A 17,001-nucleotide genomic window follows, 5' to 3' on the forward strand; every position below is an offset into this window, starting at 1 on the left:
AACTGTGTCATTGATACAGCAGAGCTTCGTTGCTCAATTCAATTCCTTCATGTCCTAAATCTCTCTCATCCCTTTCTCCATGCTCTGTATGAGCGGAGAGAGGAGGTAATCGAGAACGGTTCGTTCCTCTAGTACAATTTGTGCTTCTACCGGCATGCCCGGTTTTAGATCTAAGCCAAGATCGAGAAGCTCACTTGCATCGAGTGCTATCTTTCCTTGATAGAAATGACCACCTAGCCGCTCATCAACGATGCTGTCCGCAGAGAGGTGTATAAGCTCACCTGATACCGCTGGGACCTGTCGAAAACTGTATGAGGTGAGTCTGATATTGGCAGACAGCCCCTCATACACCGATTCAATATCTTTTGGTTGAATATTTACACTGGCGACGACGCGGCTATCCTTAGGTACGATTTCTAGAATCGTACTTGCTGGAGCCACAACGCCGCCTTGTGTATGAATAGTTAGATTGATGACATCGCCAGACACGGGGGCGCGCACCTCAATTCGATTATTGAGTGTGCTTGACGCTTCTAGCTGCTCGTTAACCGCTTGAATTTGTGCCATTAGCTCTTGTTTTTGTTCTTGTGCAGTTCTTTTGAAGGAAATGCTCAAGGCATCCCGCTCAGATTCTAGTTCGATGATCTTACTTTTACTTTGAGCGATACGGGTTGTGTGTTCGGCGATCTTCGCGCCAAGGCTTGTGTATTCGCGCTTCAATTCAAGGAAAGCGACTTTGGAGACATAGCCCTTTTTGAGCAATGCAGAGTTGGCTTCTAACTCTTCATCGAGAAGAACAAGTGATTGCTCATCACTAACCTTCCAAGCCTGATAGCTGTCTACATCGCCTTGAGATTGAGCAATCCGTTGTTTCAGTGACGATTGCTGCTCTTTATGCAGCAATCTATTTTGTTGAAGTAGGGTGTATTGATCATTTCGGATCTGAATTTGTATAGGAGTGAGAGAAGCCTCATCGCCTAGCCAAACAATGTCTTTTCCAGAAAGTTCAGCTTCAACACGGGCCAAGCGAGATTGAATGATGAAGCGTTTTTGATCGAGTTGTGAAACTTGGCTGTGAAGTTCAGGATCTGAAAGTAGTAACAGTAAGTCTCCTTTCTCAACTCGCTGTCCTTCTTTGGCTAACAAACGCTCAACCACACCGCCTTTTTGATGTTTTACTTCTTGGTTTTTCAGTTCTGTGACCAGTTTTCCTGGTGCGAGTGATGCAGAGTTGAGTTTGGCTGAGTAGGCCCAAATACTAACGCCTAGTGCACCAAACAAAAGTATCAGCCAGCCAATGACAAAATAACGAGACAAAGATAAATCAAAGGAACTTGAACTTTGGGTATGTTGAATCTTCATTATGCGAGCTCCCCACGTGCGCTTTTTCGCTCACTAGACAGGTTAAGAACCTCATCGGTTTTTCCAAACTGTTGAATGCCACCGTCGCCGATCACCATACAAAAACTTGAGTTTTGTAATATCGACATGCGATGAGAAATCGTAATAACGGTTGTGTCTGTTTTCCGTGTTTGGAGTAAGAAGTCGTTAAGAGCGGCTTGACCACTGTGGTCAAGGTTAGAATCTGGTTCATCAAGTATAAGAAGGGCGGGTTTGCTATAAAGCGCCCTTGCTAACGCAATTCTTTGTTGTTGACCACCTGATAATTGAACCCCTAAACTGCCCACTAAAGTTTGGTAGCCATTCGGAAGAGCAAGAATTACCTCATGAACACCGGCAAGTATCGAGGCTTGAATGATGTCTTGAGGGTCAATGTTGTCTTCGAACCGACAGATGTTTTGTGCAATGGTTCCTGAAAGCAGTTGGCTATTTTGGGACACATAACCGACTTGTCGTCCAAACTCACTATGTTGCCATTGGTTAGCGGTGGCTCCATCAATTCGTATTTCACCGCTTAATGGTTCCATTAGACCTAAGATGGCTTTTCCTATTGAAGACTTACCAACACCACTCCCTCCGACAATACATAATGTTTCACCTGCAGGTAACGTAAAGGAAAGCGCGCTTAGTAGAGGTTTCTCGTCTTTATTATACCCAAGGGAAACATCGTTAAACTGAATCTTTCCTTTTATTTTAGGAAGGCTGATTAACTCTTCCTCTTGGGCTATTTTGGATTGATTTAATCGCTGGTGTGATTTCCAACCTTCATGCCAACCTAACCAGTTGCTGATCGCTTGTTCAATCGGAGCAAGCACACGTGCCATAATCATGGAAGCTGCGATGAGTACGCCAGCACCTACTTCATTTTCTAGCACTAATAATACTGAAATACATAGAACGCCAATTTGCAGCAGCATTCGAATGTATTTACTAAAAACATGAATGCCTCGGGTGATATTGTCGGCATTACCACGATCGACGGTTGGGTTTATCGATTCCTGCTGCCATTTTCGAGATAGGTTATTGTTCATCCCAAGCACTTGAATCATTTCGGAGTTTTTCAACCAGTCGTTAGTCAATGTATTGAAAGTCACCACATTTTGGCTAGATTTGTTTTGCAGCTTACGAGTAATGAACATACTTGCTAACGAAATAACGAGAAGTACACCTGCTCCACCAAGGGCGAAATAGCCAAGCTGAGGGTGCATGAGAAACATCACCAAAATAAAAATTGGCGTAAAAGGCGCATCAAAAAGGGCAAAAATACTTGGGGAGGTAATGACCTGCTTCACACGCTTTAAATCACTTAAATGTTGGCTGTTAATTGAGCTTCCATGCTGTGACGACATAATTGACATATTAAAGGCAAATTCGGATGCTTTTTGCTCAACACTATATCCGTAGCGCAACATGAGTTGTCCTCTAACCCAGTCTAAACTCGCTTGTACAGTAATAAGAAAAAGAGCAATGATAACGAGCATGGCGAGCGTTTCTTTACTTTCTGATGAGAGCACGCGATCAAAAACCTGCATTGAAAACAAAGGTATTGCTAGGAAAAGAATGTTAACAACAGCGGAGAGTATGAAAATAAAAAAAATAAGCCCTTTGGTGGTGCCAAGATAGGACCTTGTTTCGCTACATTTGGCATCCGTGCCTATTGCTGTATTCATGTAAGCCTCAATCGTTGTTGCATTATTAATATCTAGCCGATAACCAACTAAAAGTGCTATTGATGGAATTCTCTATTGGTTAACAGTGAGGGAGTTTATAGAAAGAATCTAAACGGAAGTGTGATATAAATCATTTCGAAATGTGACATTGCTTCAGGTCTTAAAGGTGAGACAAACTTGCGAAATGTTATCATTCTGCTGTTAACACGTATCGTTCGTGCTTGTTGAAAGGGCTTTCATTAATGTAAATTATTGTTTTTATGTTGGTTATTATTCTTTAGATAACTTTCGGTAAGAATTGTTTCATAATATGAAAGAAGAGTGTATTCAACTGCACTAACAGGGTGTTAACACTAATTCACTCTGCCTCTTAGTGCTTTAGTATTACTTTTACGCTTTTTAGCATCAACTCTGCGCTTTTGTGAGTTTCTTGTTGGCTTTGTTGGTCTTCTTGTTTTCTGAACTATCGTGGCGGATAGGATGAGCTCCTTGAGACGGTTTAACGCATCTTCCTTATTCATCTCTTGAGTTCGAAAAGACTGCGCCTTAATGACAATGACCCCATCTTTAGTTAAACGGCTATCAGAAAGTGCTAATAGTCTCTCTTTATAAAAATCAGGTAGGGTAGAGCGCTTTACATCAAATTGAAGATGGATGGCAGACGAAACCTTATTTACGTTTTGCCCACCGGCGCCTTGAGCTCGAATGGCGGTTAACTGAATCTCCCAGGATTGCAGAGTGACACTGTTTGATATTTTGAGCATACTATTTTACTAACGGTTTTATCATTGCTTAATGACAGAAAGTGGAATAACGAGAATGTACATTGATTTTGCTAAGTATCAAGGTCTTATTTTTGATATGGATGGCACACTGATTGATACGATGCCTGCACACCTTGACGCCTGGGAGAAAACGTCATTCCATTTTGATTTTCCTTTTACCAGAGGGTGGCTAAATAGTTTAGGTGGGATGCCGAGTTACAAGATTGTCGCCGAGATTAATCGAGAGTTTAAGCTGAACCTAGATGCCACGGAAATCTCAGAATACAAAATGAAGACGTTTGCAGAGATCCCCGACCAAGGTGATACTATTCCATGTACTGTAGAGATATTAGAGCAATTTTATGGAAAGAAAAAACTTGCGGTTGGGACGGGGAGTCAGCGTGATAGCGCTCTAAGGCTGTTAGAGAAAGCAGATTTATTGTCGAAACTGGATGCTGTGGTGTCAGCTTCAGACGTTACTCAGCATAAACCATCACCGGACACGTTTTTACAAGCTGCAGAAAAGCTAGGCTTAACGGCTAAGAATTGTGTTGTTTTTGAAGATACGAATCTAGGTAAAACTGCAGCGCATGCCGCAGGAATGGATTGTATTATGGTTGAAGGGGGTGAGTTGGTGTTTTATCCGTTAAATTCATAGTTTATATGTGACTAAGTAAACAAACAGAATAAAAAAAAGAGTCGAACGTTCGACTCTTTTTAGTTTGAAATTCGGCGTGCTGAAATTATTGAATTTCTAGAAGTTCAACGTCAAAAATTAGAACCGAAGCTGGTGGAATTGGCCCCGTACCGCCTTTACCATAGCCTAGGTTACTAGGTACGAATAAACGGAATTTGTCACCTTCTACCATTAACTGAACACCTTCAGTCCAACCTTTAATAACTTGATTAAGGCCAAATGCAATCGGTTCATTGCGTTCTACCGAACTATCGAACACCGTGCCATCAATAAGTGTACCGTGGTAATGAACTTTCACACGGCTCGTTGCGGTTGGGTGAGTTTCACCTGTACCTTTGTTCAGCACCTGATATTGTAATCCGCTCTCGGTAGTGGTTACGTCTTCTTTTGCTCCATTTTCCGCTAGGAAAGCATCACCTTGAACTTGGTTTACTTCTGCTAGCTTGCCATTATTCCAGCTACGATAGATGAAAAAAATCGCCAAAACAATGATAACCGCAGGGATGATAAATTTGTTCATATTAATCCTATTATTTCTATATTAATAACAGCGGGTGAAAGCCGTTTATTTCTCAACTAATTATTGCTCAACCAGATAATTGATTGTGCGAGCAAAGCTTTCTACGTCGCTATGGCCCTGAGTCAAAATCATATACTTACCGCTAACGATAAATGTTGGTACTGAGTTGATTTTTGCTTTTACAGAAACGTCTTGAGCTAAATCAAGTTGCTTGAAAAGCGCTTGTTGCATCTCTTCACCTAAGTAATATGGGCTGATCAATCCGCGAGATTCAAACGCGTTATCTATCGCCTGCTTACGCTCTGCTTGTGTAGCGCCTTCACCCATTTGAACAGCTGCGAACAACTCGTCCATCATTTCATGATCTGGTGTCGCTTTTAGTTGAATTTGCGCAGCGTAGTAAATCATCGCACTAATTTGAGCGCTTTCGTTAAACGTAACGTGTACCTTACCGATACGTTGATTGGTCGCTTTTTCTAGTTCTGGGATAATCTGTTCCATTTTACGGCAATGCCCACAAGTCAAAGAGAAAACTTCGGTGACAGGCGCCAAGCCATAGTTTGATAGATCAGCAGGTAACCGAACAAATTGTTTGCCTTCTTCAGGGTGAGAGCTCTCAGAGCAGCCCGCCAAAAAAGTGATGGAAATTAGAGCAGTAATTATTAGGGAAGATAGTTTTTTCATGGAAAGGCCCATTCTTTTTAAGTATCAAGATTCTAACTGTATCCATCGCTGACGAAAACGAAATTTTGATGTTAACGGTTGGTTTTTAATAAATAGCGGATATTTGTCGACTTTTAAAGAGTTTGTCTCTAACGCGATGACTAAAAGAAAATTTGTATTGGAGGCTAAAGTTTAAAGTGTGCTGCCGATATACTTATAGTTGGATGATGATATTAAACTGAGATGAGATGGCACCGTTATGAAGTATTTCACCTTACCTATTTTGTTAGTCTTAGCAGGATGTGGAAACCTGTCCGAAATGTCGATGGGTGGTAACATGCTGGATGTTGCTCCGAAAGGAGACGTTGAGTTGCGTTATCCAGAGTGGAGAAAAGCGCCACAGATCTCAACGGCAGAGGTTGAGGGTCCAATGGGGCAGCAAAGAACTTCAAGCTATGATTCATTACAGAGCTTTTTGATTAGAAATGGTGTGGATTACGAAGTGTTACCTGGCAACCATGTAATGGTAAAACTAAAAGACACCATTAAGTTTGAAACGGGCTCTGCTCAAGTTTCTTCTGATTCATCTTATTGGCTTGGCATGATGGGGGGATATTTAGCTCAACAACCGGGCATTGATATTGTTATTGATGGTCATGCAGATAGCACCGGAACCCCAAACTTCAATGATGGCTTGTCTTTACAAAGAGCGAAGCAAGTAAAGCAAACGCTACTAAAAAATAATGTGGCAATGGACTCTATTTTTACGCGTGGTTATGGTGAATATGTCCCGGCGTGCACAAACAAAACCAAGGCGGGTAAAGCGTGTAATCGTAGGGTTGAAGTGCTGTTTGTCGTATCGAATAATTAGGGCTTAACGATCTTTTACATTAAAAATTGTTACAATTTAGATGTGATATAGCAATATGGGAATGAGCGTTATTCCTTACGTTTATTTCAGTTGATGATATTATGCGCGACGCTTTTGACAACTGAGACTCGCTCAATATGAAACCTGCTGCAATCTTAACTACTGCACTTCTCGCTTCTCTTAGTATGCCCGCAATGGCAAACAAGTCACAATCTAGCATTGCGGCCGGGTTTGTATTCACAGAAGTAGGTTCTGGTGGGTTTGAAGATTATTTTGGTGATCTTTACAATAATGAAGACTTATCAAAATCCATGTTTGGTGCGTATGTTAATGGTCAATATTCCTTCGATAACCCTCTATTTATATCCGCGAGTATGGAAGGCGTAACCCGCAGCTCGACTTCGCTTGAAAGTATGGATGTACAACTAGGCGTTGCATTACCCTTAGCTGCCAATATTGAAGGCTATTTAACCGGTGGAGTTGATTGGGTGCGTCCTATTAGAAGAACTTCAAACGTCGATGGTGAAGGGAACTTTGGTTATCATAAGCCTTATGACCATGGTGCTGTCGCGGAAGCTGGCGTACATATTGATGTAAATAGTGTCTGGTCAGTTAACCCTGCGTATAGCTATAGCGATGTTTTTGATAATGGGATACACAAAGCCAAAATTCATAACACGTTTAATATCCGGGGTGGTTTTGGTATTCAGGCGAGCTATGAATACGTCTTCAGTAAAAACTTAGGCCAAAGTAACTTTAAAGGTGGTGTAATCTACGCCTTCTAATTGTTATTACCTCCTTCATCTATTCAAGAAAATGGCCAAACATAATTGTTGGCCATTTTTTGTATTAGTTTTACCAAATTCCTTCCTATTCCCATAACTTGTATTGTCCTTATCTTCTATGTTCGTCACGGTAGTGTTATGTTGCGACGGTCATGGCGTTTTTGTAGCCGAAGTGAATGCATTAAGGATGATCAATGAATAGGAATGTTTGGTTGCTGTCGCTCTGTCAGGCTCTATTAATGACGGGTAATATACTGTTGATATCTGTTATCGCTTTAATAGGGAAAAAGATTGCGCCAAGCACTAGCATGATAACCCTACCAGTAGCGCTTCAGTTTTTAGGACTGATGTCAGCGACGATTCCAGCGTCTTTAATCTCAGGAAAACTAGGGCGAAAAAAAGGATTCAGTATAGGTAATGTGGTCGGAATTACAGGGGCTAGTCTTGCCACTTTTTCATTAACTCAGCAGAATTTTTATTTATTTTGTTTTGCGACATTTCTACTCGGAATTGGTATCGGCTTTGGGACATTATATCGGTTCGCTGCTATTGAAGTCTGTGATGCCAATGCGCGTCACCGCGCGATTTCGATGTCAATGGCGGGTGGTGTCTTAGCCGCGATCTTAGGGCCAAACTTAGCGATTATGTCGCAGCAATGGTCTCAAGATGGACTGTATATTGGTGCGTTCGGTTCACTCATCGTATTGAATATTCTTGCGTTAGTTATTCTACAAACCATTTCATTCCCTACTGTTTCATCTAGTACAAATACGACTAAAGCGGACAAGCTAAGTACGATTATTAAGGCTCCGAACTTTATAGTGGCAGTCTTTGCCGCAATGGTGGCATACGCAGTGATGAATATACTCATGACTGCAACACCACTCGCGATGATTGGGTGCGGTTTCAACTTTACTAAGGCGGCTGGTGTCATTGAATGGCACGTATTAGGAATGTTTGCTCCGGCCTTCTTTACAGGGCGGCTGATTGAGCTGTTTGGGGCTAGAATGATGATCTTGCTTGGTGGGTTACTATTTGTTGCTTGCATCGCGATCAATATTCATGGGCAGTCAATTTGGCACTTTAGGGCTGCGCTAGTGTTATTGGGTGTTGGTTGGAACTTCATGTTCATCGCGGCAACAGGACTGTTCAGTCAATCCTATAAAGAGTCTAATAAACCAAAGGCTCAAGCCTTTAATGAATGTGTGGTCTTTAGCTGTGTAACGATTACCGCTTTGTTGTCAGGTTGGTTGGAATCAACCGTAGGTTGGCAGAATCTTAATATTTACGTTCTCCCATTTGTATTGATGGTTATCGGCTTGTTTGCATGGGACGTTAAGAAGAGCCAAGTTTCTGGTGTAGCGTAAGAAGTTAGAAGGTGACCAGTTTTAATAGAAGGTTCTGGCGCTAACCTTCACGGGAAGATGATTTTATAGCTTGAAAGGTGAGTTATAGATGACAATAACATTCTTAATGCCGGATGATTAACACCTGCGTTGGTTAGCTGGGTACTTAAGTTATGCTCATTGATATTTAACTGAGTCCAGGTGTTGAGCTCAAGCTGAAGAGGGGTAATGATCTTTTGGGTTAAATGCTTTTCTACAAATGTCAGTAGTGATGAATCAAAACTAATCGACGCCATATTCTGTTGAGTTAGTTGCATAAGTAATTGATTTGTATAGCTCTCTATTTCTTGTTTGTTGGCCGTATTCATCATACCAGTCAGTTTTTTTGTTGGGAGATAGTAACTTGTCTTCCAACCTAACTTGGATAATTGATGAACTTCATTGGAACGTAACGGGGTTTCCAGTAACGTTCGAGATCTTAGATCGTAAAGTTGTTCCAAGCTTTCTAGTTGGTGGATGACGCTAGGTAAGTTACTCGTTGATAAGTTTTTTATATCAAACCAAAGCACTTCAAATTTACCGCTTTCAAATTCTAAAAATCTCGCTAGCGATTGACCCGATAAGGTACCGGGGTCGTGCCCAACCATGAGCCGTTGCGTCGTTTCATTAATCCAGATATCGACTTCAATACGTTTAAACCCCACTCTAGATACGCTATCTAGCATCCCAATAGTATTCACTCTGTGTGCCATCAACGATGGATTTTCTGTAAGGTTTGAACGCGCCATTTGAGTTTCTAGTGCTTGTATGGGGACTTCCCCGTGCATGGTTAATGCTTGCTCAAGGGGTAACGAGTAACTTGATGAGCTAATATCAAAGGTGTTCTGCGTGGTATTGGTGGAGACATCTACTATTCCTAAGATAGAGTCGTAAAGCAGATCGTTGGTAAATACCTTGTTCGTGTTCTCTTCAAGTATCGAACGTTTGTTGTCATCAAAAGTATGACCAGTCCATATTAAGAAGGGGATTTCAACCATAGGCTCAGTAAAGCGCTTGGCATCATGACCTAGGCCTGCCACAACATCTTCTCCATGGTCTGGTATGAAAAATAACGTCGAAAAGGTGGGCTGGTTTAAAATAAGCTTATGGACCTTTTTTAACATTGAGTCTGCCAAGGCGACGCTTTGGTCATAACAGAGGCTGCTTTGTTCTAAATAGAAGTAGTAGGGCAAAGGTTCAAAAGTAATATTTTTTCCTTTGGTTCGATCGCAATAACGAATGTGACTACCCATCATATGTAATACGATAAAATGGTTTTTTGAGTTATCAATTGTCTTCAGATACTGTTCTAATTCACTGACTAACGCATCGTCTAACTTGCGTGTATTATCCGACTTTCCAACGTTGGAATTAATAAATCGTACGTAATCACTTTCATGCGCGAGCGCTGACACCAAGTTGTCCCAAATCCCAGCCGACACTTGGTTACTGATCCACGCTGTTTCGAAGTCTGCTTGGTTCAGCACGTCAATGAGTGAAGCACTCTCGTAGTAGTTTAATTGGTTGTATTGATTACTTTGCGTAAGAGCCAGAGACAGGGTTTCCATGGTGTGAGTATGGCTAGAGTAGGTTTGTTCGAACTGAATCGGCTTGGAAGAGTTTATCCATGGGGTTGTATCTCGACGGTAGCCATAACTTGAAAGGTGATGCTTAGAAAGAGACTCACCGATAACGAGGACATGTAATTTCCCAGTAGATCCTACTGTTGCTTCGTTTCTGGATTGGTTTTCTGCTCTTTTATTGATCACCAGTTGAAGCTTCGCTATCTCATGACGATATATCTCGGTGTATCCGTACGCAGTTTTAATTCCTTTGAATAGATCGTTTGATTGAACAGAAATAACGAAAAATAGACACGTAATAATCGTGAACATCGGAGTGGCTGTGATAGGTAAAAGATTCTTTGAACTGGTTTGAATATAAATGACGGCGACAAAAGTGAAACCTGCGAGAAAGACAAAAAATGTTATGGTAAGTACGGTATCAACAACATATTCGTACATTTCACTAGGGTTGCTCTGCATTAGGGCAAACACAAATTCCTGATCAATTGAACCATAGGTCTTATAGCTGACAACCATGATAAACGTTAAAAGCCATGTAAAAATGACAAAGGTAGATACGATAAACCGAATAATAGTGAGAGAGTGACTGGCGGAATAAAGAAGAAGCATCAGCGCCAATAAGTGAACTATAGCGATTGCAAAAGCAGAACTAACTTCTAAACCAGAGACAAAAAACTTGCTGTATGCGTATATGGCGACGATAGCGAATAGAAGAGACGTAGAAGTGAGGAATCGAGCTTGCTGGTTTTTGTGAATGAAGAAAATAGTTGCCCACATTAAGCAGAGGCAAAACATTATCGCTGAACCTAGTGGTTCTGCATGAACTGCGTGCCTAAACCATTGAAGTACTGCAACTCCAATCAACATAAATAACAGCAAAATATTAAGTAGGTTTATTAGTCGAAGACTTGATCTAGACATTTACACCCTTCTCTAGGAGTGAACAATATTTCAGTTGTTATCTTATTAATAAATCTAGGAAAGATTATCGGAGGTGTCCATCAATTTTAAAAGTCAGGACTGATAAGTCGCCTGAAATAAAAAGCCCCTGCATCAGGCATGCAGGGGCTTTTGGGTTTTCAGAGAAAAGCTATTGCTTAAAAGATTAAGCTAGCAGCTCTTTTGCTGTGTTTACTACGTTTTCAGTCGTAAAGCCGAACATTTTGAATAGCTCGCCCGCAGGTGCAGATTCGCCGAATGTAGTCATACCGATGATCTTGCCACCAAAGCCAACGTACTTGTACCAGAAGTCAGCGATGCCAGCTTCTACTGCGATACGAGCTGTTACGTCAGATGGAAGTACAGATTCACGGTACTCAGCATCTTGCTTGTCGAATGCGTCAGTCGCAGGCATAGAGACTACGCGTACTTTCTTACCTTCAGCGGTTAGTTCACCAGCTGCGTTCACCGCTAGCTCAACTTCAGAACCGGTTGCGATAAGAATAAGCTCTGGTTTGCCTTCACAATCTTTCAGGATGTACCCACCCTTAGCGATGTTTGCTACTTGCTCAGCATTACGATCTTGCTGTGCTAGGTTTTGACGAGAGAAGATAAGTGCAGAAGGACCATCTTTACGCTCTACTGCTAGTTTCCAAGCGACTGCTGATTCAACTTGGTCACATGGACGCCATGTGCTCATGTTTGGAGTCAGACGTAGAGAAGCGATCTGCTCAACAGGTTGGTGCGTTGGACCATCTTCACCAAGACCGATAGAGTCGTGTGTGTACACTTGGATGTTCTGAACTTTCATCAGAGCTGCCATGCGCATCGCGTTACGAGCGTATTCCATGAACATTAGGAAGGTTGCACCGTATGGTACGAAACCACCGTGTAGCGCCATACCGTTCATGATTGCCGTCATACCAAACTCACGTACACCGTAGTGAATGTAGTTGCCAGACGCATCATCAGCAGAAACTGATTTAGAACCAGACCACATTGTTAGGTTAGATGGTGCAAGGTCAGCAGAGCCGCCCATAAACTCAGGAAGCATTTGGCCAAATGCTTCTAGAGCATTTTGCGACGCTTTACGTGATGCGATATTCGCTGGGTTTGCTTGAAGGTCAGCAATGATTTTGCTTGTTTTTTCTTCCCATTCAGCAGGAAGGTCGCCATTTACGCGGCGTTTAAATTCTGCGGCAAGCTCTGGGTATGCTGCTTCATAAGCTGCAAGTTTCTCGTTCCACGCAGCTTCCTTAGCTGTGCCTGCTTCTTTCGCATTCCATTCTGCGTAAATTTCCGACGGAATTTCAAAAGGACCGTGCTCCCAACCTAATTGTTTACGTGTTGCTGCAATTTCGTCAGCGCCTAGTGGTGCACCGTGACAGTCGTGCGTTCCTGCTTTATTTGGAGAACCAAAACCGATCACTGTTTTAGTACAAATCAGGGTAGGGCGTGAATCTGCTTTTGCCGCTTCAATCGCTGCATTGATCGCTTCAGGATCGTGGCCATCAACAGCAGGAATTACGTGCCAACCGTACGCTTCAAAACGTTTTGGAGTATCGTCAGAGAACCAACCTTCGACTTCACCATCGATAGAGATGCCGTTGTCATCCCAGAATGCGATTAGCTTACCAAGACCTAATGTGCCCGCTAGTGAACATGCTTCGTGAGAAATACCTTCCATCAGACAACCATCACCCATGAATGCATAAGTGAAGTGGTCAACGATGTCGTGGCCTTCTTTATTGAATTGCGCTGCAAGTGATTTCTCAGCGAGCGCCATACCTACAGCGTTTGTGATGCCTTGACCTAGTGGGCCTGTTGTTGTTTCGATACCCGGTGCGTAACCATATTCTGGGTGACCTGGCGTTTTAGAGTGCAGTTGACGGAAATTTTTCAGATCGTCGATTGAAAGCTCGTAACCCGCAAGATGCAGTAGAGAGTAAATCAGCATTGAACCGTGGCCGTTAGACAATACGAAACGGTCTCGGTCAGCCCACTCAGGGTTTGTTGGGTTATGGTTCAAGTGAGAACGCCAAAGAACTTCAGCGATGTCAGCCATGCCCATAGGAGCACCTGGGTGACCAGAGTTTGCTTGTTGTACACCATCCATGCTTAGCGCACGAATCGCATTAGCGAGTTGCTTTCTAGATTGCGTCATAATTGCTTCCGAAAAATGAGAAAATTATAATTTGAAATGAAAGAGGAACGACATTCGTTCCTCTTTTTATTGTGTTTGTGCTTATAGCTTAGCTGCGATCATGTCTTCAAGTTTACCTTGGTCAACCGCGAAGTTACGGATACCTTCAGCAAGCTTCTCTACTGCCATTGGGTCTTGGTTGTGATCCCATAGGAATTCTGCGTGAGTCATTGCAGCAGGGCGCTCATTCGTACCGTTAGAATCGATAAGTTTTTCTACAACGTCGCCTTCAGCGGCTTCAAGTTCAGCAAGAAGTTGAGGAGCGATAGTTAGACGGTCACAACCAGCAAGTTCTAGGATCTCGCCGATGTTACGGAAGCTTGCGCCCATAACAACAGTTTTGTAGCCGTGCTCTTTGTAGTAGTTGTAGATGTTAGAAACAGAAACAACACCTGGATCTTCTTGAGCGTCGAAATCACGACCTTCTTTCGCTTTGTACCAGTCCATGATGCGACCGACGAAAGGAGAGATTAGGAATACGCCAGCTTCAGCACAAGCACGAGCTTGAGCGAAAGAGAAAAGAAGGGTTAGGTTACAGTTGATGCCTTCTTTTTCTAGGATTTCAGCCGCGCGGATACCTTCCCAAGTTGAAGCCAGTTTAATAAGAATGCGATCGTTCGTGATGCCAGCGTCGTTGTACATTTTGATTAGCTGACGTGCTTTAGCGACGCTGCCTTCCATGTCGTAAGAAAGACGAGCATCAACTTCAGTTGAGATACGACCAGGTACCACTTTCAGGATTTCTTTACCGATGTTGACATTAAGCATGTCACAAGTGTCTTGCACCTGTTGTGCTTTGTTATCGCTTTGTGCTTTTGCGTACTCAACAGACGCATCAATTAGAGGAGCATACTCAGCAATTTGAGCAGCTTTAAGAATGAGAGATGGGTTAGTAGTCGCATCTTCTGGCGTATACTTAGCGATAGCTTCAATATCACCCGTATCCGCTACTACTGTTGTTAGTTTACGAAGTTGCTCTAACTTATTGCTCATAATAATTCATCCTATTTTGGGGCTTCACACGCCAATTGGCGATTGAAAGAGTTTTGCAAGCAAATAGACCATGAGAAGTCATTTCTCAATATCTGTTCGGTATCCCATTGTCGTGAACAACTGCGCTTGAGCGGTTGCTCATTACATGAGTAATTGATGTATTCATATTTATCGTATTCAAAAATAATAGTCAATCTAGCAACAACAGATAGAGTGAGCTTTGTCATGATATTTTTGCATTTTCACTACAGGGTCCTTTATCTAAACGTTTGCTATTCGTGAGGATTGTTATTTAAGGCTCAATAATGTGATGGGCATTTGTGTTGTCAGTGAGCGGATGTATGGCGATTTATGAGGAATTATCTTAAAATGATGTAAATGTATTTGCCCATAGGTACTGCTTTGCCAAACTCACAAGACATTTCAATTGAAGCGACAAACCTACTGACTGAGATTTCAGTAGCGTATTATCAGGACGGAGCAACTCAGGAAGAGATATCACGAAAATTTGCTATTTCCCGAGCAAAAGTTGGTCGTATGCTTAAACAAGCAAGAGAAGAGGGTATTGTTGATATTACCGTAAAATATCACCCTGTTTTTAGCGCCAAGATTGAACAAAGGTTAATCGAGCGTTTTGGTATCAGTCGCGCCCTCATCGCACTGGACCAGCCAAGTGAAGATTCGCAGCGAACTCAAGTGGCAGGGTTGGTTTCCAATTATTTGAATAGCTCTCTTAAAAACGGAATGGTCGTCGCGGTTGGCCAAGGAAGAAACGTCTCCTCGGTGGCGCATCATATTGGAGTAATAACTCCCCGAGAGTGCAAGTTCGTGTGTGGGATTGGTGGGATTCACCCAAGAGGAGGGATGTTTAATGCCGATCATATCTGTCGCCAGTTAGCGAAAAAGTATGGCGGAACGTCTGAGTCTCTTTATGCGCCAGCCTATGCAGAAAATCCAGAGCAAAAAAAAGCATTCATGCAAAATGCGACGGTTAAACAGACACTTGACCTTGCCCGTAAAGCAGATGTGGCGTTAGTGGGTATTGGCGATATGAGTGAAAACAGTTATATGGTTGATCTTGGCTGGTTTAGTACTGATGAAGTGGTTCAATCCCGATTAACTCAAGGTGTTGTTGGTGACTTTGCCGGTTACGACTTTTTTGATGTACATGGGAACGTCTCCAATACAGTGATGAGTGACCGAGTTATTGGACTGGGTATTGACGAGTTCCGTCCTATCGCCGAGGTGATCGCCATTGCAGCCGAAAACTCTAAGCCATTAGCATTGTTAGGTGCGCTGCGTACGGGGGTTGTCGATGTAATTGCGACTAGTGTGAGCAATGCACTAACTGTGCTTAACTTAGATGAGCAGATGGAAGGCTTAAGTAATCGTAACCAATAAAAAATGACAGTGACTGCTATTTATTCACTGTCATTTCTTTTATATAGGCGCCTTGAGCAGCAAACCCTAGTTATTTAGGGAGATGCCTTATTGAAACAACGCATCATCAGTCAAGGGATGGTGAAGGCGACCGACCAACGGATGTGTTTATGCTTTCAGTTCACTGACACACTGTTTAGACATATCAACTAACCAGCGATGAAAGGCATTATTGCTGTTACTTGAGCTGTATGTGGCGATCGATAACAAAGGGATTTCAACTTCTTGTTGTGGGGTAACGAGAGTTAGCCCTTCTGGAATAGAATTTTTCGCAAGATCACTTACCGCCATTATGCTGTCCGTCTTTTTAAGTATCTCGAAGCAGATGTTCATTTGATCAACTTTAGTTAAAATATTCGCCTCGTAGCCATGCTCTTCTAAGTACTGTTCCAAATAGTGTTTAGTCGTATATTGATGAGGTAAAATCATCATGGTTAAAGGATATGATGCCATTGTGGCGATAGACGCACCTTGTTCCACAATCGGATGGCCGCTTTTACAGCATATTTTGAATTCTGACTGGCCGATATTGGTTCGGTGTATTCCTTTTGAGATGTCAATGGGAGAGAAATTGATGCCAAGATCCAACTGGCGACTTTTGATCTTACTATCGGTATCCCAAGACCAGTTTTCAAAATGTAGTTGAGCATTAGGAGCTTGTTGATGAAGAGCATCAAAGAGCGTTGTGACAATTGGTTGGTACAGTACAGGGCTTATTGCAATACGAATTAAGCCGTTGTAGTTATGCGCATTAAATGAGTGTTCGATCTCTAACGCCTCTTCAAACCTTAGTTGTAAATCAGGAATACGCAGAAGGATTCTTTCGCAATATGGGGTTGGTGCAAGGCCGTGGGGGTGACGTATAAACAGCTCATCTTGTAATTGCTCACGTAATTTTTTTAAAGATTTACTAATTGCAGATTGGGTAACATAGAGCTTTTCTGCCGCTCGTGCGGTGCTTTTTTCATGCCCCAACACTTGGATGAGGCGTAAACTATTTAGGCTTAATGTAAAGGCTGAACGATTGACGAAATGTCCCATAACTTGAAAGTGTCCCTACTTATATCAAGTGCTAAACAAGGCC

Annotated in this window: 14 protein-coding genes; 5 read left to right on the forward strand and 9 right to left on the reverse strand. The window is 42.4% G+C overall.

Annotation, left to right across the window (positions count from 1 at the left end; translation table 11 throughout):
- Nucleotides 1–54 precede the first annotated feature (54 nt).
- The 3 genes from KP803_RS09420 to arfB form a co-directional block, all read right to left on the reverse strand.
- Nucleotides 55–1,362, reverse strand: coding sequence for an HlyD family type I secretion periplasmic adaptor subunit (locus KP803_RS09420; RefSeq protein WP_248008574.1), 1,308 nt, complete (start codon nt 1,360–1,362; stop codon nt 55–57).
- Nucleotides 1,362–3,071 carry a type I secretion system permease/ATPase gene (locus KP803_RS09425; RefSeq protein WP_248008575.1) on the reverse strand — a complete coding sequence of 570 codons (1,710 nt, stop codon included), beginning with the start codon at nt 3,069–3,071 and terminating at the stop codon, nt 1,362–1,364. Before KP803_RS09425 ends, KP803_RS09420 begins: the two co-directional genes overlap by 1 nt.
- A gap of 353 nt (nt 3,072–3,424) precedes the next feature.
- On the reverse strand, nt 3,425–3,835 hold the full coding sequence (gene arfB / locus KP803_RS09430) for an alternative ribosome rescue aminoacyl-tRNA hydrolase ArfB (protein WP_248008576.1): 411 nt from the start codon (nt 3,833–3,835) through the stop codon (nt 3,425–3,427).
- Nucleotides 3,836–3,890: 55 nt separating this feature from the next.
- Between arfB and KP803_RS09435 the strand changes: the two genes are divergently transcribed.
- A complete protein-coding gene (locus KP803_RS09435) occupies nt 3,891–4,493 on the forward strand; it encodes a beta-phosphoglucomutase family hydrolase (protein WP_248008577.1) in 603 nt (200 codons plus the stop codon).
- Nucleotides 4,494–4,578: 85 nt separating this feature from the next.
- Here KP803_RS09435 and bamJ read toward each other — a convergent pair whose 3' ends face one another.
- Entirely contained in the window at nt 4,579–5,052 is a 474-nt protein-coding gene (bamJ, locus tag KP803_RS09440) for a BamJ family beta-barrel-assembly machinery protein (protein WP_248008578.1), read from the reverse strand.
- Between the two features lie 60 nt (nt 5,053–5,112).
- Nucleotides 5,113–5,736 (reverse strand): thiol:disulfide interchange protein DsbA/DsbL, encoded by a 624-nt coding sequence (locus KP803_RS09445; protein ID WP_248008579.1) that lies wholly within the window; start codon nt 5,734–5,736, stop codon nt 5,113–5,115.
- Nucleotides 5,737–5,974: 238 nt separating this feature from the next.
- Between KP803_RS09445 and KP803_RS09450 the strand changes: the two genes are divergently transcribed.
- From KP803_RS09450 to KP803_RS09460, 3 genes are all read left to right on the forward strand, one after another.
- The gene (locus KP803_RS09450) at nt 5,975–6,586 is read left to right on the forward strand and encodes an OmpA family protein (RefSeq protein ID WP_248008580.1); all 612 of its coding nucleotides are present in this window, start codon (nt 5,975–5,977) and stop codon (nt 6,584–6,586) included.
- A 137-nt stretch (nt 6,587–6,723) separates the two neighbouring features.
- Nucleotides 6,724–7,371, forward strand: a complete 648-nt coding sequence (locus KP803_RS09455; protein WP_248008581.1) for a porin family protein — start codon at nt 6,724–6,726, stop codon at nt 7,369–7,371.
- A gap of 194 nt (nt 7,372–7,565) precedes the next feature.
- A complete protein-coding gene (locus KP803_RS09460; RefSeq protein ID WP_248008582.1) occupies nt 7,566–8,738 on the forward strand; it encodes an MFS transporter in 1,173 nt (390 codons plus the stop codon).
- A gap of 47 nt (nt 8,739–8,785) precedes the next feature.
- On the opposite strand, the gene KP803_RS09465 is transcribed toward KP803_RS09460, so the two are convergent.
- From KP803_RS09465 to tal, 3 genes are all read right to left on the reverse strand, one after another.
- Nucleotides 8,786–11,263 carry a phosphoethanolamine transferase gene (locus KP803_RS09465; protein WP_248008583.1) on the reverse strand — a complete coding sequence of 826 codons (2,478 nt, stop codon included), beginning with the start codon at nt 11,261–11,263 and terminating at the stop codon, nt 8,786–8,788.
- A gap of 184 nt (nt 11,264–11,447) precedes the next feature.
- Entirely contained in the window at nt 11,448–13,445 is a 1,998-nt protein-coding gene (gene tkt / locus KP803_RS09470; RefSeq protein ID WP_248008584.1) for a transketolase, read from the reverse strand.
- Between the two features lie 81 nt (nt 13,446–13,526).
- The gene (gene tal, locus KP803_RS09475; protein ID WP_248008585.1) at nt 13,527–14,477 is read right to left on the reverse strand and encodes a transaldolase; all 951 of its coding nucleotides are present in this window, start codon (nt 14,475–14,477) and stop codon (nt 13,527–13,529) included.
- 402 nt (nt 14,478–14,879) lie between these two features.
- On the opposite strand from tal, the gene KP803_RS09480 reads away from it, so the two are divergent.
- On the forward strand, nt 14,880–15,878 hold the full coding sequence (locus tag KP803_RS09480) for a sugar-binding transcriptional regulator (protein WP_248008586.1): 999 nt from the start codon (nt 14,880–14,882) through the stop codon (nt 15,876–15,878).
- Nucleotides 15,879–16,025: 147 nt separating this feature from the next.
- Here KP803_RS09480 and KP803_RS09485 read toward each other — a convergent pair whose 3' ends face one another.
- A complete protein-coding gene (locus KP803_RS09485; RefSeq protein WP_248008587.1) occupies nt 16,026–16,958 on the reverse strand; it encodes a LysR family transcriptional regulator in 933 nt (310 codons plus the stop codon).
- Nucleotides 16,959–17,001: the final 43 nt, after the last annotated feature.

Origin of the sequence: Vibrio amylolyticus (assembly GCF_023145695.1) — a bacterium.
Classification (GTDB): Bacteria; Pseudomonadota; Gammaproteobacteria; order Enterobacterales; family Vibrionaceae; genus Vibrio; species Vibrio amylolyticus.